Origin of the sequence: Pseudoalteromonas sp. 20-92, assembly GCF_030847595.1 — a bacterium.
GTDB classification, from domain to species: Bacteria; Pseudomonadota; Gammaproteobacteria; order Enterobacterales; family Alteromonadaceae; genus Pseudoalteromonas; species Pseudoalteromonas fuliginea.
In genome coordinates this window covers 93,670-116,021 of the sequence record NZ_JANJGQ010000010.1, presented here as the reverse complement: position 1 = coordinate 116,021, position 22,352 = coordinate 93,670, and the positions used below count along the sequence as shown (strand labels likewise).

General features: G+C 38.7%; 19 protein-coding genes. 1 reads left to right on the top strand and 18 read right to left on the bottom strand.

Annotation, left to right across the window (positions count from 1 at the left end):
* Positions 1-25: 25 nt before the first annotated feature.
* The 7 genes from NRL14_RS11085 to NRL14_RS11055 form a co-directional block, all read right to left on the bottom strand.
* Positions 26-1,024: a GGDEF domain-containing protein gene (locus NRL14_RS11085; protein ID WP_007375511.1), complete on the bottom strand. Its 999-nt coding sequence runs from the start codon at positions 1,022-1,024 to the stop codon at positions 26-28.
* Between the two features lie 414 nt (positions 1,025-1,438).
* Positions 1,439-2,410, bottom strand: a complete 972-nt coding sequence (gene moaA / locus NRL14_RS11080; RefSeq protein WP_007375513.1) for a GTP 3',8-cyclase MoaA — start codon at positions 2,408-2,410, stop codon at positions 1,439-1,441.
* A gap of 95 nt (positions 2,411-2,505) precedes the next feature.
* Positions 2,506-4,797, bottom strand: coding sequence for a xanthine dehydrogenase family protein molybdopterin-binding subunit (locus NRL14_RS11075; RefSeq protein ID WP_306724674.1), 2,292 nt, complete (start codon positions 4,795-4,797; stop codon positions 2,506-2,508).
* A gap of 12 nt (positions 4,798-4,809) precedes the next feature.
* Positions 4,810-5,298, bottom strand: a complete 489-nt coding sequence (locus NRL14_RS11070) for a (2Fe-2S)-binding protein (protein WP_007375515.1) — start codon at positions 5,296-5,298, stop codon at positions 4,810-4,812.
* Positions 5,299-5,401: 103 nt separating this feature from the next.
* Complete coding sequence (locus NRL14_RS11065; RefSeq protein WP_306724673.1) at positions 5,402-6,016, bottom strand: nucleotidyltransferase family protein; 615 nt, start codon at positions 6,014-6,016, stop codon at positions 5,402-5,404.
* Positions 6,010-7,038, bottom strand: coding sequence for an XdhC family protein (locus NRL14_RS11060; RefSeq protein ID WP_306724672.1), 1,029 nt, complete (start codon positions 7,036-7,038; stop codon positions 6,010-6,012). Before NRL14_RS11060 ends, NRL14_RS11065 begins: the two co-directional genes overlap by 7 nt.
* Positions 7,039-7,199: 161 nt before the next feature.
* Positions 7,200-8,063 carry a DUF6279 family lipoprotein gene (locus NRL14_RS11055; RefSeq protein ID WP_008134327.1) on the bottom strand — a complete coding sequence of 288 codons (864 nt, stop codon included), beginning with the start codon at positions 8,061-8,063 and terminating at the stop codon, positions 7,200-7,202.
* 577 nt (positions 8,064-8,640) lie between these two features.
* Between NRL14_RS11055 and NRL14_RS11050 the strand changes: the two genes are divergently transcribed.
* Entirely contained in the window at positions 8,641-9,366 is a 726-nt protein-coding gene (locus NRL14_RS11050; protein WP_149605085.1) for a tetratricopeptide repeat protein, read from the top strand.
* A 62-nt stretch (positions 9,367-9,428) separates the two neighbouring features.
* On the opposite strand, the gene NRL14_RS11045 is transcribed toward NRL14_RS11050, so the two are convergent.
* From NRL14_RS11045 to dnaK, 11 genes are all read right to left on the bottom strand, one after another.
* Positions 9,429-10,847 (bottom strand): coniferyl aldehyde dehydrogenase, encoded by a 1,419-nt coding sequence (locus tag NRL14_RS11045; RefSeq protein ID WP_306724671.1) that lies wholly within the window; start codon positions 10,845-10,847, stop codon positions 9,429-9,431.
* Positions 10,848-11,027: 180 nt separating this feature from the next.
* Positions 11,028-12,497, bottom strand: a complete 1,470-nt coding sequence (locus NRL14_RS11040) for an SLC13 family permease (RefSeq protein ID WP_306724670.1) — start codon at positions 12,495-12,497, stop codon at positions 11,028-11,030.
* Between the two features lie 9 nt (positions 12,498-12,506).
* The gene (locus NRL14_RS11035) at positions 12,507-13,463 is read right to left on the bottom strand and encodes a porin (RefSeq protein ID WP_007375523.1); all 957 of its coding nucleotides are present in this window, start codon (positions 13,461-13,463) and stop codon (positions 12,507-12,509) included.
* A gap of 176 nt (positions 13,464-13,639) precedes the next feature.
* Positions 13,640-15,004 (bottom strand): sigma-54 dependent transcriptional regulator, encoded by a 1,365-nt coding sequence (locus tag NRL14_RS11030; RefSeq protein ID WP_096794505.1) that lies wholly within the window; start codon positions 15,002-15,004, stop codon positions 13,640-13,642.
* Positions 14,997-16,727 carry an ATP-binding protein gene (locus tag NRL14_RS11025; RefSeq protein ID WP_149605082.1) on the bottom strand — a complete coding sequence of 577 codons (1,731 nt, stop codon included), beginning with the start codon at positions 16,725-16,727 and terminating at the stop codon, positions 14,997-14,999. The genes NRL14_RS11030 and NRL14_RS11025 overlap by 8 nt, the downstream gene beginning before the upstream one ends.
* A 375-nt stretch (positions 16,728-17,102) precedes the next feature.
* Positions 17,103-17,366, bottom strand: coding sequence for a hypothetical protein (locus NRL14_RS11020; protein ID WP_007375526.1), 264 nt, complete (start codon positions 17,364-17,366; stop codon positions 17,103-17,105).
* A 150-nt stretch (positions 17,367-17,516) separates the two neighbouring features.
* Positions 17,517-17,768, bottom strand: a complete 252-nt coding sequence (locus tag NRL14_RS11015) for a hypothetical protein (protein WP_007375527.1) — start codon at positions 17,766-17,768, stop codon at positions 17,517-17,519.
* Between the two features lie 42 nt (positions 17,769-17,810).
* Positions 17,811-18,215, bottom strand: a complete 405-nt coding sequence (locus NRL14_RS11010) for a DUF1761 domain-containing protein (RefSeq protein ID WP_149605081.1) — start codon at positions 18,213-18,215, stop codon at positions 17,811-17,813.
* Positions 18,216-18,338: 123 nt separating this feature from the next.
* Positions 18,339-18,800, bottom strand: a complete 462-nt coding sequence (gene ybaK / locus NRL14_RS11005; RefSeq protein WP_033029845.1) for a Cys-tRNA(Pro) deacylase — start codon at positions 18,798-18,800, stop codon at positions 18,339-18,341.
* Positions 18,801-18,900: 100 nt separating this feature from the next.
* Positions 18,901-20,040: a molecular chaperone DnaJ gene (gene dnaJ, locus NRL14_RS11000; RefSeq protein WP_007375530.1), complete on the bottom strand. Its 1,140-nt coding sequence runs from the start codon at positions 20,038-20,040 to the stop codon at positions 18,901-18,903.
* Positions 20,041-20,240: 200 nt separating this feature from the next.
* Positions 20,241-22,157: a molecular chaperone DnaK gene (dnaK, locus tag NRL14_RS10995; RefSeq protein WP_149615188.1), complete on the bottom strand. Its 1,917-nt coding sequence runs from the start codon at positions 22,155-22,157 to the stop codon at positions 20,241-20,243.
* Positions 22,158-22,352: the final 195 nt, after the last annotated feature.

Here is a 22,352-nt window from a genome sequence, read left to right as displayed (position 1 = left end):
GTTGAGTAGAGTTTTCTTCAATACGTTAACCATATACTTTATTGCGCCCAAGGCGTTTTGCTTTATAGAGTTCTTTATCTGCTAAGTTCACAAATTCAAGAAGAGTTTGACCATTTTTGTATTCAGTTACCCCAATACTGATGGTTAAATTAATCACTTTACCGTCAATGTCTATATTAGTGGTTTCAACTATCGATCTTAGTTTTTCTGCAGCGGCAAACGCATCATCAGCGTTTTTGAATGAGCTAAGAAGTGCAAACTCCTCGCCTCCTACTCTAAATACATACCCTTTAGCGAGAGTCACTCTTAACAATGCAGCAATTTCTACGAGTACTTTATCGCCGACATCGTGACCATATTTATCATTCACTTGTTTGAAAAAATCTAAATCTAATAAAAACAAAAAAAGTTGAGATTTATCTTGTAGTTCCACTTCAAAATAATGGCTCATTGAAAGTCGATTGCCTGCTCCTGTTAATGGATCAAGTAATGCTAAGTTTTTTAATCGTTTAGAAGAATGTGCCCTACTCACTTCAAAAATATGTGACACTGCCCATATACTTATGTACGTGAGTGATAAATTTAAGCTTAGATTAAATGTGGTAAAGGGGAGCAATGGCGACTTTTCGAATAAGATAATACTTTGCAGACTAAGTAAGGACGCTGATAAAATTACCCCTGCGTATTTACCAAGCAGAAGATAATACAAAATGGGGAGCGCAAATGACCAAATGAATACACCATTTTTAGGCGTTGCTATGTAAGTTCCAAACACCACTATTAATGTAATAAGCGCGCACATTACAATCGATTGCCAAGCTTGAAGCGCTTGTTTACCTAAGCGAATAAAAGTGTACAAACAATATAAAGAAAAACATATTTCTAAATAACCAAGTGTATAAAAGTTGTTTACTGTTAAATTAAAGGCAGAAAAGATTGCAGATAAGCTGCCAAAGCAGAAGCACATCCACCTAAGTACATTCCATCTCAGAACTTTAGTACTATTAAGAGCTGCGATATCCATTCATAAAACTTAATAATGAAATAAAAATCCAGTTTAACGTGAAAAATAGAGATAACAAGCTTTACAAATATAAAATTCTGAGTATTAGTACTGTTTTTAGTAAGTTAAGTTAGGGCGTGTTGACCTTTGGTGGGTGAATTTGCAGCAGTGTGTTTGGTTTTTAGGGAAGGCAGAGCCTATGTAGTGTGGTTATTCCCCATCAATAGGCGATACCGCAACATAAATACCAAACACGCGCAGCCAGTTGGCTCATCCTAAGAGCGATTTATTCCTTGTTGCATACATAGATGTAACAAGGAAAGTAACGCAGAAACTGTTACCAAATTCGCAAACTTCACGCTGCGATTAAATCGCCCTTCCATAGTAATAAAAAAACACTTTATTGCTGCGGGCTTATTTATACTTAAAAATCAGCTAGCCACCCAACATCGATAAATTAGTCGTAATACCCGTATTACCTTGTTGCAATAAGTGGGATGGCTTTTTAGTTTTAATATAGCGCGATAACAATGCGATTAACGCTTCGTTTGAATCGCTGTTCATATGCTCTCTTAGAGAGATGCCCTCTTCAGAGAATAAACACAAATGTAAATTACCTAACGAAGACACCCTTAATCTATTGCAGGTACTACAAAAGTCGTTGCTATAGGGCATTATTAAGCCAATATTACCTTGATAATCTGGGTGCGAAAACTCTTGCGCGGGGCCGGCTGAAGCACCTTGAATGATACGTTGCCACCCTTTTTGCAATAACTTGGTTTTTATTGATTCACCTGAGAGATGGTTTGCATCAAAAAAATCTTTATTATCGTTTGTCTGCATCAATTCAATAAAACGAATAGTGACAGGTCGGTGTTTAAGCCAACTTAAAAAGGTGTCTAGCTCTGAGGCGTTATATTGTCTCATCAGTACACTATTTATTTTTACTGACGAAATACCGCTATCAACCGCTGCATCTATACCACGCATCACAGACGCAAATTTATCGTGCCCTGTAATTGAGTTGAACATACGTGGATCAAAGCTATCAATACTCACATTAATGGCACTTAAGCCGGCATTTACCCAATCATTAATGTTTTTTTGTAAAGAAAAACCATTTGTGGTCGCGGCGATTTGACTTATACCAGTTGTGTCTTTTGCTGCGCGGATGACATCTATAAAGTCTTTTCGAAGCGTTGGCTCCCCGCCGGTAATACGTACCTTTTTAATACCATGATGAGCAAATGCTTTAATTGTATTACTTATTTCGTTAAGCGAAAGAAAGTCTCGGTCGTGGTCACATTGATAACCATTTGGTAAACAATAAACACACTTAAAATTACACACGTCGGTAATTGATAAACGTAAGTAACTAAATTCTCGTCCTGCTGGATCGACTAACATAACTAAACCTTGGGTATAACTTAAGTATATTTATTACATGTTAAAGAGGTCGCATTAAAATACAAACCTCTTACACATATACTGCTTTTACTGTTTTATGTTGACAAGCCCTTTTTAAGCTCATCTGGTTTCATAGGTAGGTTTCGTAAACGAACGCCAACCGCATTAAACACGGCATTACCAATCGCGGGGGCGATACCAATAACGCCCGGCTCACCTAAACCAACCGGAAACTCGTCACTTTGTATAAATTCAATATCCATATCCGGTACATCTTTCATTCTAAGTGGTAAGTAAGTATTAAAGTTGGTCGCTGAAACCTGTCCGTTTTGATACGTATTTGATTCATGCAACGCAAGACTCGTTCCCCAAAGTGCAGACCCCTCTAATTGCGCTAACGCGCCATCAGGATGAACTATTAAACCTGCATCAACAACAATATACAGCTTTTTAAGGGTAATTTTTCCATTACCACGATTTACATGCACATGTGCCGCTGTAGCAATCCATGCAGGCATTGTACGTTCTTGCCCTGAGCTCGCTGAAAAGCCGATACCTTCACTTTCACCTAACTTAATATTGGCTACTTTTTCAGATACTTTTGTAAGTACGTTATGCAAGCGTGCTGCCCCGCCGATACTCTCTGGTGCTTTACCTGCTTGCTTGCCTTTTGCATCTAGCATTTCAAGGCGAAAAGCAACAGGATCTTTCCCCTGTTTGTGTGCAACCTCGTCAATGAACGATTCAAGGCTCCACGCAATCCAACCAGGCCCAACCGAGCGTAACCATCCTGGAATGAATGTGCTTTGTACAAGCTCATTATTAATGGCTCTTGCGCGATGGCTGTTCATGCTATACCAATGATCGGCACCCGATGCAGAAAACGCGTCAAACTTGCCTTTTCCATCAACACCTGGGGATAAAAACCCCGGTGCCATTGCCTTGGTTGGCCAACCCGCAGCAAAAGCATGTTCTAAGCCCGTGAAAACGCCGTTTTTATCAAACGATGCCGTCATTTTTGCAACAGAAGCTGAGCGTGATTGGTCAAATAAGCTGTCATCAGCGCGAGTAAATACAAGTTTTACAGGTTTGCCTACTGCTTTAGCTGTAAGGGCTGCGGGTACAGTCCAATCACCAAATAATCTACGACCAAAGCCACCACCTAAATAATAAGGGCGAATAATCACTTTCTCTTGCGCTACTTCAAGTGCTTTAGCTATCGCAGGTAGTGTTAGCGACTGCCATTGATTACCGGTATGGATAATCCAATTTCCATCTTTATACTGAGCAAGGGCATTTAAAGGCTCTAATTGGTAATGGCTAGCGGTCGCTGTGGTATACATTGATTCAAGTAATTCTTTGGCATCGCTTTGCGTTTTCTTAATATTGCCTTCATCAACAAATAAAGTGCCTGAATCGGTTTGCTCACACAAACGTATACCCTCTTTTTGAATATCAGACTCAGTTACGTTTGCTGCGTTACCTTTTTTATACTTAACCTTTAATACATCAACCGCTTTAATGGCACTGGGGTAGTTATCAGCAAGTACAACAACCCACCCTTCTACCGTATTACTCGGGTCGGTTAAAATCTCATAACCTTTGTACCCTTTAATAGCTTTTGCTGCTGTGTCATCAACACTTATCACTTTGCTGCCAAACCGTGTTGGCGGAATTACTGGACGAGCATAGAGCATCCCCTCAACTTCTACGTCAATACCATACACAGCAGTACCATTGGTTTTAGCTGGTATATCAAGCGCTTTAAAATCTTGTTTAAGCCCTGTTAAATGGCGTTTATTGGCAGGTTTTAGTGGTAAAGTAGCAACTTCTTCACTTGTAAAAGTACGATTAAACTCACCTTTTTTAACTAAATCAGTATAACTAACAGATTTATCGCCAGAGATTATATACCCTTTTTCAGCGTGGCATGTATCCACAGCCACACCCAGCATTTTTGCGCCTGCTTCTATTAGCGCAATTCTACCAGCGGCACCTGCTTGGGAAAGTGGTTTAAAGCTTTGAAAAACCGACCACGAACCGCCAGTTACCATATAACCCCATTTTTCATGGGTATCTACATACGTAATTGATACTTTTTCCCAATCACATTCCAGCTCATCTGCAACTATACGCGCTAATGCGGTGCCTATATGTTGACCCATTTCAGCCTTTGCAATGCTTACTTCAACGCCACCTTCGGTGTTCATTGTCCACCAAATTGTAGGAGAGAATGCTTGCTGAGCTATTGATTCTTTAGCACTTAGCGAGCCCGAAAAAAATGCTGGAGCAAACGCCATAACCAAACCTGCGCTTGCAGTACCAATCATGAACGAACGGCGGTTTAAATTAACGGATTCACTATTTTTTTGAAATAATTTTTTCATTATTAGCTCCAGTTAAGCGTCTTGTGCGTTTGGATCAAAAATATTGACAACACTTTGTGACTCATCAGCCGCTCGTTGAATCGCTGTTTTAATGCGTTTGTATGCCATACAACGGCAATAGTTGCCGTTCATATAGTTGGCTATTTCGTCTTCAGAGGGATTTGGGTTCGTTGCCAGTAATGTAGCTGCTTGCATTATCTGGCCCGATTGGCAGTAACCACATTGTGGGACTTGTTCGTCAACCCATGCCTTTTGCAGTGGGTGTTCGTTATTTAATCCTTCGATGGTAGTAATTTTTTTGCCCGCAATAGCGCCTACAGGTAACAAGCACGAACGCGTAGCTTGTCCATCTAAGTGCACAGTACACGCACCACACATCCCAATACCACAACCAAATTTTGTCCCTTTTAGTCCAATTTCATCACGAATAACCCATAACAACGGTGTATCTTCACTCGCGTGTGATTCAATCACCTTGCCATTAATTGTAAACGTCACCATAGCTTGCCCCTTGATTAAGCTTTTATAGCAACTCTTTAAGTTATACGTATAACTTAAAGAGTTGCTATAACTATTAAAAAAATGTAATTACTGACCTTACTCATTACTTTTGTCGTGAAAATGCTTTACAGCGTTTTTCTATAAACTCATGGAGTTGCGCTTGAGTGTCTATATCCAAACTCGCACATTTTAAATTAACAGTATTAACTTCTTCATCATTGCAACGCAGTAGATGCTGCGCACCTTTATCTGTAGTTAAGCCGCTAAGCTTCGATAGATCAACGTTAGGAAATATCGCAGGCACGCCTAAACGCTCGCCGTAATTAGCGCACCAACGAGCAGGATGCTTTTTAAAATTTGCAACTAATTCACTCAAATGATCTGTAGTAAGCTCAACCTGATCAGCAAGCATAAATAAAATACCATCTGGCTGCTGATCTTTTAAAATAGCTTTTGTGGCTGTCGCAATAGAATCACCTAAACCTTTATCCCATTGTTTATTTTCAATCAGCTTAATATTTTTATTATTTTCGAGCGTGTTTTTTACTTCTTTATGCCATGCACCAGTGACGACAAATACAGGTGAGCTATCAAGTGCTTGTATAACATCAACCGCACGTTCAATCATCGTTTGGCCTGCGCCAATATCGGCAGTTAACTTACAACCCTTGAACCGTGATGACTGCCCCGCCGCTAATATCACCTTAGCGATTAACACTTTTCATTTCCCCAGTTACTCAATGAGGTGGCATTTTTATTTGAAAACACGGCGTGTATTTCGCTAATGAGTGAAAGTGCAATGCTCTCTGGTGAGTCGCCGCCTAGATTTAAGCCTACAGGACCAAATACAGGTGACTTTACTTTCTCTAGCGAAGTATTCGCCTGCGTTAGCACTTGCGCCCGTCTATGTTTAGGGCCAAGTAAACCTATGTATTTAAATGCTATATCAGCGAGTACGCAAAGCACACTAGCATCAAGCTCAACACTGTGGGCCATTAAAACAACGGCATCCACTTTGTTTTCTATACAATACTCACGTAATTGATTTGGCTTAGAACGTAAAATAGCATCAGCATTTGTAAAGTACTGCCTTTTAGCATTTGCTGGACGCGTATCCCATACGGTTACACTCCAACCAAGTTGTTTAGCAAGTGTATAAACAGGCACCGCGTCTGCCCCACCACCTACAATAAGTATATGAGGCACAGGGTAAATAGAAATATCTAAAAACGTTGCATCATTAATTTCAATCAGTTGAGCTTTTCGATTAATTGATAAACCTTGTTGCTCTGCGTTTAGAGCAAATTCCCCACAGCCACTAGGTATAATAGGGTTCACTTGTTGAAGGTAGTGTCCCGCTATATTGTCGTTAAGTGCTTTTCTCATATGTTCAAGCTGCAAATACTCGTTAGCCTTATGAATTGGCTGAAGTAAAATATGCACTATACCGCCACATCCAATACCTAACTGAAATGTTAAATCATCTTCATCTGTTGCATCGTAACTTATCGTTTTACTAGTTAACGTGCTCATTACTTGCTTAGCATGTCGCTGTATGTCAGCCTCTAGGCAACCACCAGAGAGCATACCTAAACGCTGCCCTAAACTCGAAATAAGCATCATTGCGCCTAGCTTACGATAACTAGAACCTTCTATTTGATACAAAGTGGCTAAAACCCACTCTTGTTTATCTTTGAGAGGCTCCCAGCTATTTAATATATTTTTTAAATCAGTAACCATACACTTTTACCTTAAAAAATCATCGTGTGTGCCGATGATTACTGCCATTTTACGTGACAATTTTTAGATTCGTTTAAACAACTACAAAAATTGAACAGCAACCTTACTTTGCCGTAACCTTATGTAACACTTTTATAGCAAAGTGATTGATTATTAATGTTTTAGCCCTCAATAATATCATCCAATGTGTCGATTAGCTCATCAAAACGTTCATTTACATTTTCGCGTTGTTTATCACTTAAAGTGGTATTTAACTCATTTAATAAATTCACATATAAACTAAGATTTTCATCATTAATTTTAAGCAGCTCTGGGCTCATATATAATTCACGCTCTTTTATAACCGTGCTTAATTGCTCAATAAACTCAGATTGCGTTAAATTTTCACTTTCAAATACTTGCTTAGCAGCATTTAAACGCTGTTGTTTGTATTCGAGCCACAGCTCACTTGAGTCCTGATGTTTATCGTTGGTCAGTTTAATTAGTATTTTTTGCTCAGCATTAAGTTTTCCGAGCCATTGCTCGTAATATTCTAATTGTTCTTCTAAACGATCTTTTTTACGTGCTATAAATGTTTGCTCGTTAAGTTCATCGCGTTCTTCATCAATTTTTTCTTGAATATTATTTATGAATGTTTTGCGCTGTAAAGGCGTTAAATTTTCACCTAATTCAGCCAAAGGCAAATAAGCGAATTCAAGTAAATTTCGCCAATGTTTTTTTGCAAAAACAACGTGTTCTTTAAGCTGAACGGGTTTTAAACCTTCGTTAAACAAGGTTTTTATATTTTGTATATCTTGTTTGTATGCTGGTAACTGCGTTGACCTATGCCAATGCTGTGTTGTTTCGATAATTTTTTTTAGTTGCTTGTTTTGTTGTTTATTTAAATCAACATAATCATCAACCCAAAACGATGAAAGCCAGCTTAAATTATTATAAGTAAATGAGGCAGAGCAACTGCATAAAAACAACATGCTAATAGCGACGCCTACATGTTTGAATTTTTTCATTTTAGTGTTGTTTAGCATCCCATTCCTTTTTTAACTTATATTGTTATTAAATAAATTCATTTGATAATAATTATCATTTACTATTGACTTGCATTCTATTACAAGTGATAATCGTTCGCATAAACACAGTGTAACGACCTCAGTGCCTAAGGAAGAAGTTACAGCAAGGATGCTGATATTTAATTAAGAAGACTGTGCCGCTTCGTGTTTGCTACTTACTCGACCCAAGTAGTCAGCACTCAAGATCACAATTACTTGCTACATTGCTCATATTAGTGACGGTTGATATGACTCAAAAAAGCCCTAACGGGCTTTTTTTATTTCTTTAAATTTTCTGCAATATCTGTATCTTACACACCACTTATAAATTTACTTCATGCAAAAAAACTCTGTTTTGAGCTATACATTACATATTCAGCCGAACTAGAAGCACTGTATCTTGCGTTTATATAAAAGCTGGCGTAAAACATAACAGTAGACACTTCTTTTTGCACTCACATTTAAACGTTACAACAGTCTATTTAGCGCATTAATTTGTAATAAAATGACGTTTGACTAATACATATTGCAACGATTACTAATTGGAGACATGAATATGTCACAGTTTAATTTAAAAACTTTAATACTTGCTAGCGTGTTGTTTACAAGCCCTTTTGCCCATGCAGGGCTCGAAGATGGCATTAAAGCAGCTAATGAAGGTTACTTTGAAGAAGCCCTGAAAGAGTTTGAATACCTTGCTGATAAAGGTTATGCACCTGGGATATATGAACTCGCGAAGTTATATGAAGGGGGTTACGGTGTAATTCGCGATTACCGTAAAGCCGCTCAACTTTATCAAGAAGGTGTTAAGAAAAACCATGTAGACTCTATGTTTGCATTAGCGGTGTTATATGATGAAGGCAAAGGCGTTAAGTTAGATAAACAAATGGCATTAAACTTATTTGAAAAAGCAGCCAATAAAAATTTACCCGCTGCGCAGTTTAATCTTGGTGTTATGTACGCGAATGGTGATGGCGTTAGCCACGATTTTGAACTTGCAAAAAAATGGTACGAAAAAGCAGCCGCTAATAATTACTCACTAGCGCAATTTAACTTAGCACTCATGTATTTTGAAGGTTTAGGCATGCCAAAAGACTTAGAAAAGTCATACATTTGGAATACTATTGCTGAATACAACGGTAATATGCAAGCAAGCCATAGCCGAAAGCTCGATGAACGAAAAATGCTACCTAAAGAAGTTGAGGAAGCTAAAGAAAAAGCGGACGCTATTTATACCAAAATTTTAGCTGGTACATATGCAGGTGAAGGCCGATTGTTCTAATCTTTATATTCACTAAAGCTGAACTATTACCATAGTTCAGCTTTTTTCATCTGAAGCCACACCTACTTAATATAAAGCCACTTTAAAAGCTTTATAAGCACGTTACTTTGCTTGAGTAACATACCAACTCGCGGATTAAATGAACCTGAAACTAGCGTGTTTTTAGCATGGCTAAAGGTTAAAAATCCTTCTTTACCATGGTAATGCCCCATACCTGAGTGCCCAACACCACCAAATGGTACATCATCTGCTGTAACTTGCACTAGCGTGTCATTAACAGCAACTGTACCGCTGAGTGTTTGCTTAATAATATAGTCTTGAGCAGATTTATCTTGCCCTAAAATATAAAGTGCTAATGGATGGTGATGTTGTTTAATGTAATCAATAGCATCGTCAAGTTTGTTATAACTCATTATTGGTAATATAGGGCCAAATAATTCATCCTGCATGAGCTGCATTTCATCGCTTACCTGTGTAACAATATGCAGCCCCATGCGGTGTTTTTCTGCATCTTGCTGGTTTTGCTCAAGCGGTTTTACAATCGTTGCACCGAGTTCTTGTGCTTGCGCTAAATAACCCGTTAAACGCTTGTAATGTGCATCGCTAATAATCGATGTTAAGTTTTTACCTTCAACACCCTCTTTAAAATGCTTTTTATAAAGCTCACATAATTGCTGAATGAGCTGATGCTCAAGTCCTTGTGGTACCAATACATAATCGGGTGCGACACATATTTGCCCAGCGTTAGCCATTTTCCCAAATAGTAACGTTTGCGCTGCTTTTTTAATATCAGCCTGCTCGGTAATAATAACGGGTGACTTCCCCCCAAGTTCAAGTGTTACTGGTGTTAAGTTATGACTCGCTGAGGCCATCACCAATTTACCCACCGCAGTTGAACCCGTAAACAATAAGTGAGCAAATGGCAACGATGAAAACTCACTTGCAACCTCACTGCCGCCCTGAATTACTTTGCAGTGCTCTTGTATTTCGGCGCTAAATAATTTTTCAAGTACCACATTTGTGTGTGGTGTAAATTCGCTCAGTTTTAACATCACTCTATTACCTGCGGCAATGGCTGTTACAACAGGCACTATGGCTAATTGAATAGGGTAATTCCACGGTGCAATAACACCAACAACCCCTTTAGGCTGATAAGTTACACTGACTTTTGAAGGCCATAAACTTAAACCTACCGCACGATTACTTGGTTTAGACCAGTTAGGCAATTTTTTTATTATATGCGCAAGTGTTTGTACTGTAGGCAGAATGTCGCCAAGTAAAGTGTCAAATGCCGTTCGGTAGCCAAAATCTTTTGAAACTGCATCTACTAGCTCTTCTTCAAGTTCAACAATTCGTAATCGGAGATTTTTTAGCAACGTAATACGTTTATTGATTGGTAAATAAGGCGTACTTAGAAAGGCATCTTGTAACCCATCAAACTGTGTGGTTAAAGAAACTGTATTAGAAGTGTCAGTGGTCAAAGTAGGTTACTCAATTTTCAAAGTTACTACAGATAATAACCCTGAACTGTTTTTCGAGCAATCACACTAATTTAGCTATAATAGCCAAACAAGTAAGCATTAAGAGTCGTTTTGCCCAGAACTGAGATGATAAGCAAAACGACTCATATCGAGATAGCTATAAGCTAAGTTTAAGTTTGTTTAAAAATTAAATACTTTTGCTGCAATAGTCATCGTCACTAATGTAATTATAATTATCGCAATAATATTAAGCATAAATCCTGCTTTTACCATATCTCGTATTTGTATCTTTCCCGAGCCAAAAACAATTGCGTTTGGTGGTGTTGCCACTGGCATCATAAACGCACAGCTACATGCAATAGCTGCTGGAATAACCCAAACTAAAGGCGATCCGAAAATGCTCTCCGCAACAGGTCCTAAAAGAGGTAAAAAACCAGCGGCAGTAGCCGTGTTACTGGTTATTTCGGTTAAAAATGTAATTAACGCAACAACCACTAATACAGCCATAACCAGAGGTATTGCGCTTGCACCTTCAATTAAATGCGCAATGTATTGTGCTAAGCCAGATGATTTTATTTGCGAAGCGAGTGATAACCCTCCTCCAAATAATAATAGTACTCCCCATGGTACTTTAGATGCACTCACCCAATCTAAAATTCGTTCATCACTGCCTTTATTGGCTGGTAAAACAAATAATAACAATGCAGCCGCTATTGCTATTGCTGTATCTGAAATTTTAAGTCCAGAAAAATCAGCGAGTAAAGGTCTAAAAATCCAACAAAGAGCGGCTAATACAAACACATAAAACACCCCTTTTTCAGCACGCTGCAAAGGACCAAGGGTCGTCAACTCTTTTATAAAAACAGATTTACTGTCATGTAAATGTTCTGTTTTTTCATCGACCTTGTAGCTGAATTTTGTGAGCCAAACCCAACATACTATCAACATAACAATTGCTAACGGAACACCAACAAGCATCCATTGACCAAACCCTATTTCGATTTGATAGCTTTCTGACAAATAGGCCGCCATTAAGGCATTCGGCGGCGTACCTATTAGTGTTGCAATTCCCCCAATACTCGCACCATATGCAATAGATAACAAAAGTGCTTTAGCAAACCCATCATCCTCTGAGTTTGATTTGCTCACTAAGTGTATGATTGAAAGTGCAATTGGTAGCATCATTACTGTCGTTGCAGTATTTGACATCCACATAGATAAAAATGCTGTCACCAGCATCATGGCTAAAATCTGTAAACTCGGCTTTTTACCCGCATAAAGCATCGTCGTTAACGCGATCCGTTTATGTAGCCCCCAGCGTTCCATCGCAATGGAGATCAAAAAACCACCTAAAAATAAAAATATTAAGGGGTGTGCATAAGGCGCTGCGGTACTTTTTATAGGTGCTATATCAGCAATCGGCGATATAACAAGTGGCAATAATGATGTTGCAGGTATTGGTACAACTTCACTAACCCACCACGATGCCATCCAAAAAGCTAACCCTGCGGTTTTAAATGCAAGACCAGACATACCAGTAGGAGGGTCTATCAAGCACGTTAATAGCATTACAGCAGGGCCAAGCCATAATATAATTTTTTGCGTTAATGTATTTTTCACTGGCTCGTTTTTTATAATTTTCTGAGTCATAATTTGCCCTTAAAATTTGTACTTGAGACCAAGTGCGACACTATTATCCGCATTTTCTTGGAGATCTAAATCGGTATACAAAAGATACGCTGTGGTTTGCTTGTCAAAGACATAGTCAAGTCCAGTACTCCACTGAATCGCTTTTGACTCTTGACGAATTGCAGAGTCATCTTTAGCAAATTGTAATTTTGGAACCCATTTATCAATTGTATAACTTGCACTTAATACATAACCGTTGCCTGACTTAGTCTCATCAACTGATTCCGAATGTTGGTACAGTGCACCTAGCTGTAATTTCTCAAATTTATACACGCCCACGATTCGGCTAGCTGTAATATTGTTCAAAGAATCAACCCTACTTAATGAGACGTAATAAGGTGTATTATTTAAATTACGGTCACCGTAGATTAGCGTCGCTGCAAACCCTGCTTTGTTATTTTTATTATCGTCTTTTGGAGCATAGGTAAACGAAAACTGAGCATTAGACCAATATTGAGATGTGTATGTAAGCGTATCACCAAGCCGATCTTGCCCAGCAATTACCTGCGCCATATCACCTTGGGTTTCATTGAAGTTATCTAATTTTCCTTCGGAGTATTTAAAGCGCGTATCGTTTCTACCTATAACGATTTCACCAAACGCCCCTTTTAGACCCAAATAAGTATTACGTGCTGTAAACGGCTCTTCTGTATCATCCTCTTCAAAGCCTTTCACCTGTACTTCGTATTTAAAAACTGCACTTAAGTATTCATTTAATTTATGCTGACCTTTTATACCAATACGAGAAAAAGGCGCTTCAATTTGCGTACCTTCTTTGGCGTAGCGCATAATACCAGTGTCGGTATTTGCGATTTGAACTTCTGCTTTACCGTAAACGGTATAATCAGCGGCTAAAGTAATACTGGGCAATATTGCTAAACTACTCAGGGGTATAAGCAAAGTAGATAGGTGTGTTGTTTTTATCATTGTGCGTCCTAATTATTAGAATCAACTTATTGTCAGCTCTAATAAGGCAAATTTACTGCCAATGATATAAAAACCTTTTTTTTCATAATCTTAAAAAAAATTGCTGTTATTATTTATACAAGCGTGTGCGGTTAACCGCACACTTAGAAATACATATTGTCACTAAATCCGCACAACTATTCCGTAAACATATCTCGATTAAGATTATATTTACTCATTTTATCGTAAAGTGTTTTACGCGCAATTTGCAGTGTTTCCATGGTATTTTTAATGCTTCCATGATTTTGCTCAAGCGCATATTCAATCAGTGATTGCTCATAAAAAGCCACTTTTTCTGATAAGCTCAAATCAGGAGATAATCCACCAAACTGCTGCGTATTAACCTCGGTAAAGGCAAGTTCGGCGCCAAGTAATACCGCACGTTCGGCTTGGTTTCTGAGCTCTCTTACATTACCAGGCCAATCATAAGCAACTAAGCGCTGTTGTATTTCGCTGTTCAGGGGTGCTGGAGGCTTGTGATAGCGCGTTGCAGCAATGGAACTAAAATGCTTAAACAATAAAAGTATATCTGCTTTTCGCTCTCGTAAAGGCGGAATATTTACTTTAACTAAGCTCAACCTGTAATATAAATCAGCTCTAAACTCGCCCTTTTCAACTAATGACAGTAAGTCTACTTTAGTCGCTGCAACAATTCTTATATCTAAATCAATGGCTTTGTTATCACCTACAGGGGTTACTTTTCGCTCTTCTAAAACGCGCAGTAATTTAACTTGCAGCGACATTGGGGTACTTTCTATTTCATCTAAAAAGACCGTACCACCTTGTGCATATTCAAACTTACCTTTACGGCTTTGCGTAGCACCCGTGTATGCTCCACTTGCTGCACCAAACAGTTCGCTTTCTATTAATTGCTCTGGTACAGCCCCACAGTTAATCGCCACAAAGTTACAACTCGAACGAATACTCTGATCATGTAAATAGCGTGCTACGAGCTCTTTTCCTGTGCCGGTTTCGCCTTCAATCATTATATCTGTTGGCGTATCTATTACTGTATTTAATAAATGCATCATATGTTGCATTTTGGGCGTATCCCCCAATATACGTACACCCGGCGCAGATGCTTTTTGCACAACCACTTTTAATGCGCGATTTTCCATAACAAGACTGCGCTTATCACATGCTCTGGCAATACAATCAAGTAAGTGTTCGTTCAGCGGTTTTTCGAATAAATCGTATGCCCCTAATTGCATCGCTTTTACCGCAATGGACACGTCGGCATAGCCGGTTAAAAATATCACAGGAAGCTCACTGTCAAAGGCTGTGATTTGCTCGAGTAAAGTTAAACCGTTCATTGTGGGCATATTAATATCGCTAAGCACAATTCCATTATACCGTCGGCTAAGCTTACTAAGAGCCGTACTTGCGTCGTTAAAACACTCTACTGTATAACCTTCTAGTGTGAGTAGTTGTTTTAGCGAATCTCTGATCATCGCTTCATCATCAATCACTATAATGTGTTTACACAACAAACTATCAATCATGCTTATCCCCCCGCTTACTTGAAAGACTAATAATAAATTCAGCCCCGCCTTGCAATCTATTGTGTGCACTTAAAGAGCCATTAAATGAATCAATAATCTGTTTTGATATTGATAACCCTAAACCGAGACCTTTGCTATCTTTAGTGCTGTAAAAGGGCTCAAATAAATGACTAAATACATGTTGTTCAATACCCGAACCGGTGTCTAAAATAGAGAATTTAACGCGTTCTTCAAAACACTCCAAATTGAAGGTCAAATTACGTTCAACAGCACCATTCATAGCTTGGCTGGCATTGGTAATTAAATTAACCAGCACTTGTTCAAACTTAAGAGCATCAACCCAGACGATGACTGCTTCATCAAATTGCGGGGGCTCTACCTGCACATTGTCTTGCTTTAACTGCGCGCTAGAAATCATTAATGCATTATTAACAAGCGCAGCAAGCGGGTATGGTCTTAATTGCATCCCTGATGGTTTACTAAAGTGCTTCAGCTGCCCTACAATCTTATGCACTCGCTCGACTAGCCCTTCAATAATAACCAAACTTTGACTTAAGGCTTCGTAATTACCTTTTGCTAATAGCCGCTTAGCACTTGCTAGGTATGTATTAATTGCACTAAGAGGTTGGTTTATTTCATGATTTATACCAGCACTCAGCTGCCCTATAGTAGCCAGTTTAGCTGATTGCACTAGAGCCGTTTGTACCTTTTCAAGCGTTTGGGTACGCTCTATTACTTTTTGCTCAAGACTATGCCTTGAATAAAGTAATTTTTTATATCCAGCAAAACGAGCTAATAAGCTATACCCAATAATAATTAGAAAACTGTAGATAATAATAACCCAAAATAAGCGCGATATTTGTGCGCTATCGACCTTTGATACATCGACAAGAATATGCATTGTGGCGTTAAAATTATTGAGTTTCATTGAGGACGAAACATATCGCTGTTTATCAATTTTAAATTGCGTCGTACTTTGGCTCTGAGACTGATGCTGCTTTATGTATATTGGTTGATGATCCAGATAAGAACGGCTAGATTTAATCTCCTGCTTTGCAGTAATTCCGAGCTGAGTAAAGCTATTCAAACGCCACTGTTCAATATCAGACATGGCAATAACGTGATCGGGAAGTTGTAAATAAAAATGGCTCCCCTTCGACGTGTTTAGCAACTCTCTATCATTTTCGAACTTACTCACATTAACTTTTAAAACCACTACTCCAATGGCTTTATTATCACTATAAACTGCTTGTGAAAAATATATGCCTCGTTTATTTGAACGTATACCAAGTGCAAAATAGGCCACTTTTTCATCCGTAAAAGCACGTTTAAAATAGGGTCTAAAAGCATAGTTACTGCCCAAAAAAGTGTAATCAGTCTGCCAATTACTACTTGCAATAACATCACCTTGCGTATCCAACACAAAGATGTCAGACGCACCGCTGGCTTGCTGAATATCAGCTAGATAATTATTAATTGCGCTATAATGTTGTGGTGATCCTGCTACAAAACTTATCATCAACTCATTATAAGTTAATAACTCTGGGATCGCAGAAAAGCGTGCAAGTTCAGTATCAATATAATTATTTAATTGAGTAACTTGGCGTTCAGCCTGAAGGTTTGCTTGCTCAATATCATGAGTTCGTCCGAGAAAAAATGATATCAACAAAATAAATATGGGTAATATACAAGTAATAATAATTCTTTTAGAAAGAGAAAACATACTGACCCACAAAATAACCTGATGAATTTAAAGAACCTAGTTTAACGACTTATTAGCCATAGCGATATAAACTTTTGTTAACAAAAATCAGAGCGAGTAAAAACAAAAAATCACCGCAAACAAAAATATTCACGGTGATTTTTATTATACCAATTCACTTCATTAAGTTATCTATTTTGAGGTAGTAAACATTGCCGATAACAAGGTAAAAATTCGTTATTTCGTTGTTCCCAGCAATAACTTCTGCATTGCTTTATCTACTGCATCCATGGCGTTGTAAATCAGAAGTTTTGACTTCTGTTAGCCTCAGGTTTTATCCCTTAAATTGATAACGTATTATTGCAGATTGATATAGAGCATCATCTATTCGCTAAATTAGCTTGCAGTTACAGCTCTTCGATTTTTAACATATTTGTATAAACCAATTAATGACGCTGCAATCCAGAATATTTCGATTACAAAACTGGCTAAGTTAAAGTTATAACAAAGGCTGATCAACAATAAAATGGCCCCCGTTAAATTCATCATATTGTACATTAAGCTAGTTGGAGATGTTTTACCTAGCTGCAGTAAAAAGAATGAGCCAACGACTAAAAAAGTACCTGTCATACCTATGATGTCAAATAAGAGTGCTATCACGAAACTATCCTTTATCCATTTTTAAATAACCCAAAAAACTGGCCCGATCCGTGGGGAGGGTATTTTTTCATTCATTGAAACAGCAAAACCGGGCGATTCTATCAAGATGATAAATTCTAACAAGGGCATATGTCCGTATAAGCAATATGCTTATTTAAATGTAACTTTACCACCAATAATTTTATAAGCGGGTATCCCTCTTATCACAGCAGGCCTTGCAAAAGGACGATTACAGTTAGGGCAAATACAGGGCTCTTTTGTGAAATTTTGGCTAATACGTTCTATAAAACATTTAACAAGCGCTCCTTTACCGCCCTTTCGATACTTAAATAAGGGGGTTTTACAAGCAGAACAAAAAATATCAACCGTTTTTGTTGGCCCTTTTTTATTTGGTTTAGCCATAATTAGTCATTAATTCAAAGTAATACCTAAAGTGTAACAAGACTAAGGCCAAATACCCAAAATTAGGCCCATTAAAGAAAATTGTAAAATATGAAAACTACCATTAATTAAAAACAGCTTCATCGGCCGTTGCTCAAAAATATAACTAAGCCCAAGTGAACTACTAACCCAAAATACACCGATAATAAATCCAGTTCCTACACTTTCACCAACGTTAGGGTTTTCACCTAGAAACAATGCAAGCAAAAAAGTGGCTATAAAAGATAATAAAAAGCTCCCTCCAAAAATTAATTTTGGATCTGCTGATTGCAAATCTAGCTCTGTTAAACCACAACTTTCAAGCCAAGCTTGTTTAAACATTCTATTTGAATACCAAATGCCACCAAGCATAAAGCAAGAGAGCGCGGCAATTAATACCGAAAAATAATCAACATCAGAAAAATTCATATACTGCCATAACTTATGCATGAGAGGTTATTTGACTGTAGTTAATAATTATTAAAGCGGCAAACTCATAATCTGGAAACTAGGGCCTTATATGGACTCCCCGTAAATATCAAAAAGAAAAAGTTAAAATATCCCCAGTTTTGCACCAGTTAATGTAATAAGATCGGTTGTCATTAATTTCACTTCTAAACCGCGTTTTCCTGCACTTACATATACGTGCTCAAACTGTGATGCACTACCATGAATGTAGGTAGCGAGGCGTTTTTTTTGTCCCAGTGGACTTACCCCTCCTAAAATATACCCCGTACTGGCTTGTACTTTTTGTGCAGCCGCCATCGCCACCTTTTTAGATGAGGCTAATTTTGCCAATTGCTTTAAATGAATTTGTTGAGAAACAGGTGTTACTGCAACAATTAATTCGCCTTCATGTGTTTCAAGCACTAATGTTTTAAATACTTGATGGCTATTAAGCTTTAACTTTTCAACTGCTTCAAGCCCATAGTGACTATTGCTAGCGTCGTGCTCGTAACTTAAGACATCAAACGAGATTTTTGATTTTTTCAATAGATCGATTGCAGGTGTCATAATACTTAATCATTTTTTATTAACAGTAACAAAAATAAAATTTAAAGCAAAAAAAAACGACGCTAAAAAGCGCCGTTTCATTATTTATAATAATTTAAATTTACTTAGTTAAATCATCAAAAAACTTTTTAACACCGTCAAAAAAGCCTTGCTCTTTAGGACGGTTTTTAGAGCTATCTGTGCCCATGCTTTCATCTAATTCAGTCAGTAGTTCACGTTGACGCTCGTTCAAATTAACTGGCGTTTCGATTACCACTTTACAAATTAGATCGCCTTGGGCACCACTGCGTACAGACTTAACACCTTTGCCACGCATACGGAACATTTTTCCCGTTTGCGTTTCAGACGGTATTTTAAGTTTTGCACGACCATCAAGTGTCGGCACCTGAATTTCGCCACCAAGGCCTGCTGTCGTAAAGCTAATTGGTACTTCACAATATAAGTTATTCGCTTCACGTACAAATATTTCATGCTCGCGAACCGATACTTGCACGTACAAGTCGCCAGATGGCGCGCCGTGCATTCCGGCTTCGCCTTCACCTGTTAAGCGAATACGGTCACCGGTATCAACGCCAGCTGGAATCTTAACTGAAAGCGTTTTGGTTTTTTCTACGCGGCCTTGACCATGACACTTGTTACAAGGATCTGAAATAATCTGACCTTGTCCTTGACACGTTGGACATGTTTGCTGCACAGCAAAGAAACCTTGGCGCATTTGCACTTGGCCAGCACCATGACAAGTAGTACATGTTTTAGGTTTAGAACCCGCTTTAGCACCACTGCCGTCACATGGCTCACAACCCACCCATGTAGGTACTTTAATTTCAACTTCTTTACCACGAACCGCTTCTTCTAAGCTTAAGTCCATGTTGTAACGTAAGTCAGAGCCTCGTTGCTGACGAGATTGACGTCGACCACCGCCGCCACCAAAAATATCGCCAAATACGTCGCCAAATACATCACCGAAATCACCTTGGCCGCCGCCGAAACCACCATGGCCACCACCGCCGCCTTGCTCAAATGCCGCATGACCATGCTGGTCATACATTTGGCGTTTTTGCGCATCGGTTAAAATTTCGTAGGCTTCTTTAACCTCTTTAAACTTTGTTTCGAGATCTTTATCGCCTGCGGTACGATCTGGATGATATTTCATCGCTAAGCGTTTATACGCTTTTTTTATGTCTCGCTCACTCGCATCTTTGCTTACGCCGAGGGCTTCGTAATAATCGCGTTTTGACATATCTATCACACTACTCTTTTCTATTTGCAGCGTAAGCTGCTGGATAAACCGATAAATCGCATCGATTTATCATTGAATTTGAACCTTAAACACATGCAAAAGGCGCGACAAGCTATTGCTCGCGCGCCTCAATTGTTCATCCTAACCTAAACACTCAACTGAGTTAAGTGTTTTTGGCTAGCTAGAAGCGTTAGCAACAATTATTTGTCGTCTTTCACTTCTTCGAACTCTGCATCAACAACGTCGTCGTCTTGCTTAGCTGATTGCTGTTGCTCGCCTGCATCTGCTGAACCTTGCTGCGCTTTCGCTTGAGCAATTTCCATCAGTTTTTGAGACTTTTCAGCAAGCGCTTGAGTTTTAGCTTCAATCTCTTCTTTATTGTCGCTCTTAATAGCCGCTTCTAAATCTACAACAGCCGCTTCAATCGCTTCTTTGTCTTCGCTTGGTAATGCATCGCCAGCTTCTTCAATTTGCTTACGAGTACCGTGTACTAGAGCATCAGCTTGGTTACGAGCAGCTACAAGTTCTTCAAACTTTTTATCGTCCTCAGCATGTGCTTCTGCATCACGAACCATTTTTTCAACTTCTTCATCGCTTAAGCCTGAAGATGCTTGAATTGTGATTTTTTGCTCTTTACCTGTATCTTTATCTTTCGCAGATACATGTAAGATACCATCGGCATCAACATCGAATGTTACTTCGATTTGCGGTGTACCACGTTGTGCTGGGCGAATACCTTCTAGGTTAAATTGACCTAGAGATTTATTGTCGCTTGAACGTTTACGCTCACCTTGTAACACGTGAATTGTTACAGCAGATTGGTTATCTTCAGCGGTTGAGAATGTTTGCGATTTCTTAGTAGGAATCGTCGTGTTTTTCTCAATTAATGCAGTCATTACTGAACCCATTGTCTCAATACCTAGAGATAATGGAGAAACGTCTAGTAATAGTACATCTTTAACGTCACCAGCAAGTACACCACCTTGAATTGCTGCGCCTACTGCAACTGCTTCGTCAGGGTTTACGTCTTTACGTGGTTCTTTACCGAAGAAATCAGCAACTGTTTTTTGTACTAAAGGCATACGTGTTTGGCCACCAACAAGGATAATGTCGTTGATGTCGCTTACTGATAAATCAGCATCAGCAAGTGCACGTTTAAGTGGCTCTAGAGACTTAGTTACTAAATCTTCAACTAGTGATTCAAGCTTAGCACGTGTTAGTTTCACGTTCATGTGCTTAGGACCAGATGCATCAGCAGTTACATACGGAAGATTTACTTCAGTAGATTGTGCAGATGAAAGTTCAATTTTTGCTTTTTCAGCAGCTTCTTTAACACGTTGCATTGCAAGAGGATCAGCTTTTAAGTCTAAGCCTTGATCTTTCTTGAATTCAGCTACTAGGTAGTTGATTACACGGTTATCGAAATCTTCACCACCTAAGTGAGTGTCGCCGTTTGTAGCAAGTACTTCAAAAGTGTGCTCGCCTTCAACTTCATCAATTTCAATGATTGATAAATCGAAAGTACCGCCACCTAAGTCATATACTGCAACGATGTTTTCGCCACGGTTTTTATCCATACCGTAAGCCAGTGCCGCAGCAGTTGGCTCATTGATAATACGTTTAACTTCTAGACCCGCAATACGACCAGCATCTTTCGTTGCTTGACGTTGTGAATCGTTAAAGTATGCAGGTACTGTGATTACAGCTTCAGTTACTTCTTCACCTAAAAAGTCTTCAGCCGTTTTCTTCATTTTTTTCAGTACTTCAGCAGAAATTTGTGGTGCAGCGCGTTTTTCGCCGCCCGCTTCTACCCATGCATCGCCGTTATCTGCTTTAATGATTTTAAACGGCATGATGCCGATATCGCGTTGTACTTCTTCGTCTTCAAAACGACGACCAATTAAACGCTTGATTGCAAATAATGTGTTTGTCGGGTTAGTAACCGCTTGACGCTTAGCAGATTGACCTACTAATGTTTCGCCGTCTTGCGTGTAAGCAATAATAGACGGGGTTGTGCGATCGCCTTCCGCGTTTTCAATAACACGTGCTTTGCCACCATCAAGTACTGCAACACAAGAGTTTGTAGTACCTAAATCGATTCCAATAATTTTACCCATGAAACTTCTCCAACTTCAATATTCGTTAATACGTTCGATGACTTAGTAAATAGGGATGCGCCAAACTTATTTCAACTGTAAAAATGAAAAAAAATTCATTTTTTATGATTTATTTACAAAATAACCCTAATAATTGTAAGGAATGATGATTTTTACACCGCCAGAGGCGCTTTTAATTACTGGTCTGACTAGTTT

Excerpts from the sequence above, each read along its gene's own strand:
- NRL14_RS11085 (WP_007375511.1), bottom strand. The coding sequence starts at position 1,024 with ATGGATATCGCAGCTCTTAATAGTACTAAAGTTCTGAGATGGAATGTA.
- moaA (WP_007375513.1), bottom strand. The coding sequence starts at position 2,410 with ATGTTAGTCGATCCAGCAGGACGAGAATTTAGTTACTTACGTTTATCA.
- NRL14_RS11075 (WP_306724674.1), bottom strand. The coding sequence starts at position 4,797 with ATGAAAAAATTATTTCAAAAAAATAGTGAATCCGTTAATTTAAACCGC.
- NRL14_RS11070 (WP_007375515.1), bottom strand. The coding sequence starts at position 5,298 with ATGGTGACGTTTACAATTAATGGCAAGGTGATTGAATCACACGCGAGT.
- NRL14_RS11060 (WP_306724672.1), bottom strand. The coding sequence starts at position 7,038 with ATGGTTACTGATTTAAAAAATATATTAAATAGCTGGGAGCCTCTCAAA.
- NRL14_RS11055 (WP_008134327.1), bottom strand. The coding sequence starts at position 8,063 with ATGCTAAACAACACTAAAATGAAAAAATTCAAACATGTAGGCGTCGCT.
- NRL14_RS11050 (WP_149605085.1), top strand. The coding sequence starts at position 8,641 with ATGTCACAGTTTAATTTAAAAACTTTAATACTTGCTAGCGTGTTGTTT.
- NRL14_RS11040 (WP_306724670.1), bottom strand. The coding sequence starts at position 12,497 with ATGACTCAGAAAATTATAAAAAACGAGCCAGTGAAAAATACATTAACG.
- NRL14_RS11035 (WP_007375523.1), bottom strand. The coding sequence starts at position 13,463 with ATGATAAAAACAACACACCTATCTACTTTGCTTATACCCCTGAGTAGT.
- NRL14_RS11030 (WP_096794505.1), bottom strand. The coding sequence starts at position 15,004 with ATGATTGATAGTTTGTTGTGTAAACACATTATAGTGATTGATGATGAA.
- NRL14_RS11025 (WP_149605082.1), bottom strand. The coding sequence starts at position 16,727 with ATGTTTTCTCTTTCTAAAAGAATTATTATTACTTGTATATTACCCATA.
- NRL14_RS11015 (WP_007375527.1), bottom strand. The coding sequence starts at position 17,768 with ATGGCTAAACCAAATAAAAAAGGGCCAACAAAAACGGTTGATATTTTT.
- NRL14_RS11010 (WP_149605081.1), bottom strand. The coding sequence starts at position 18,215 with ATGAATTTTTCTGATGTTGATTATTTTTCGGTATTAATTGCCGCGCTC.
- ybaK (WP_033029845.1), bottom strand. The coding sequence starts at position 18,800 with ATGACACCTGCAATCGATCTATTGAAAAAATCAAAAATCTCGTTTGAT.
- dnaJ (WP_007375530.1), bottom strand. The coding sequence starts at position 20,040 with ATGTCAAAACGCGATTATTACGAAGCCCTCGGCGTAAGCAAAGATGCG.
- dnaK (WP_149615188.1), bottom strand. The coding sequence starts at position 22,157 with ATGGGTAAAATTATTGGAATCGATTTAGGTACTACAAACTCTTGTGTT.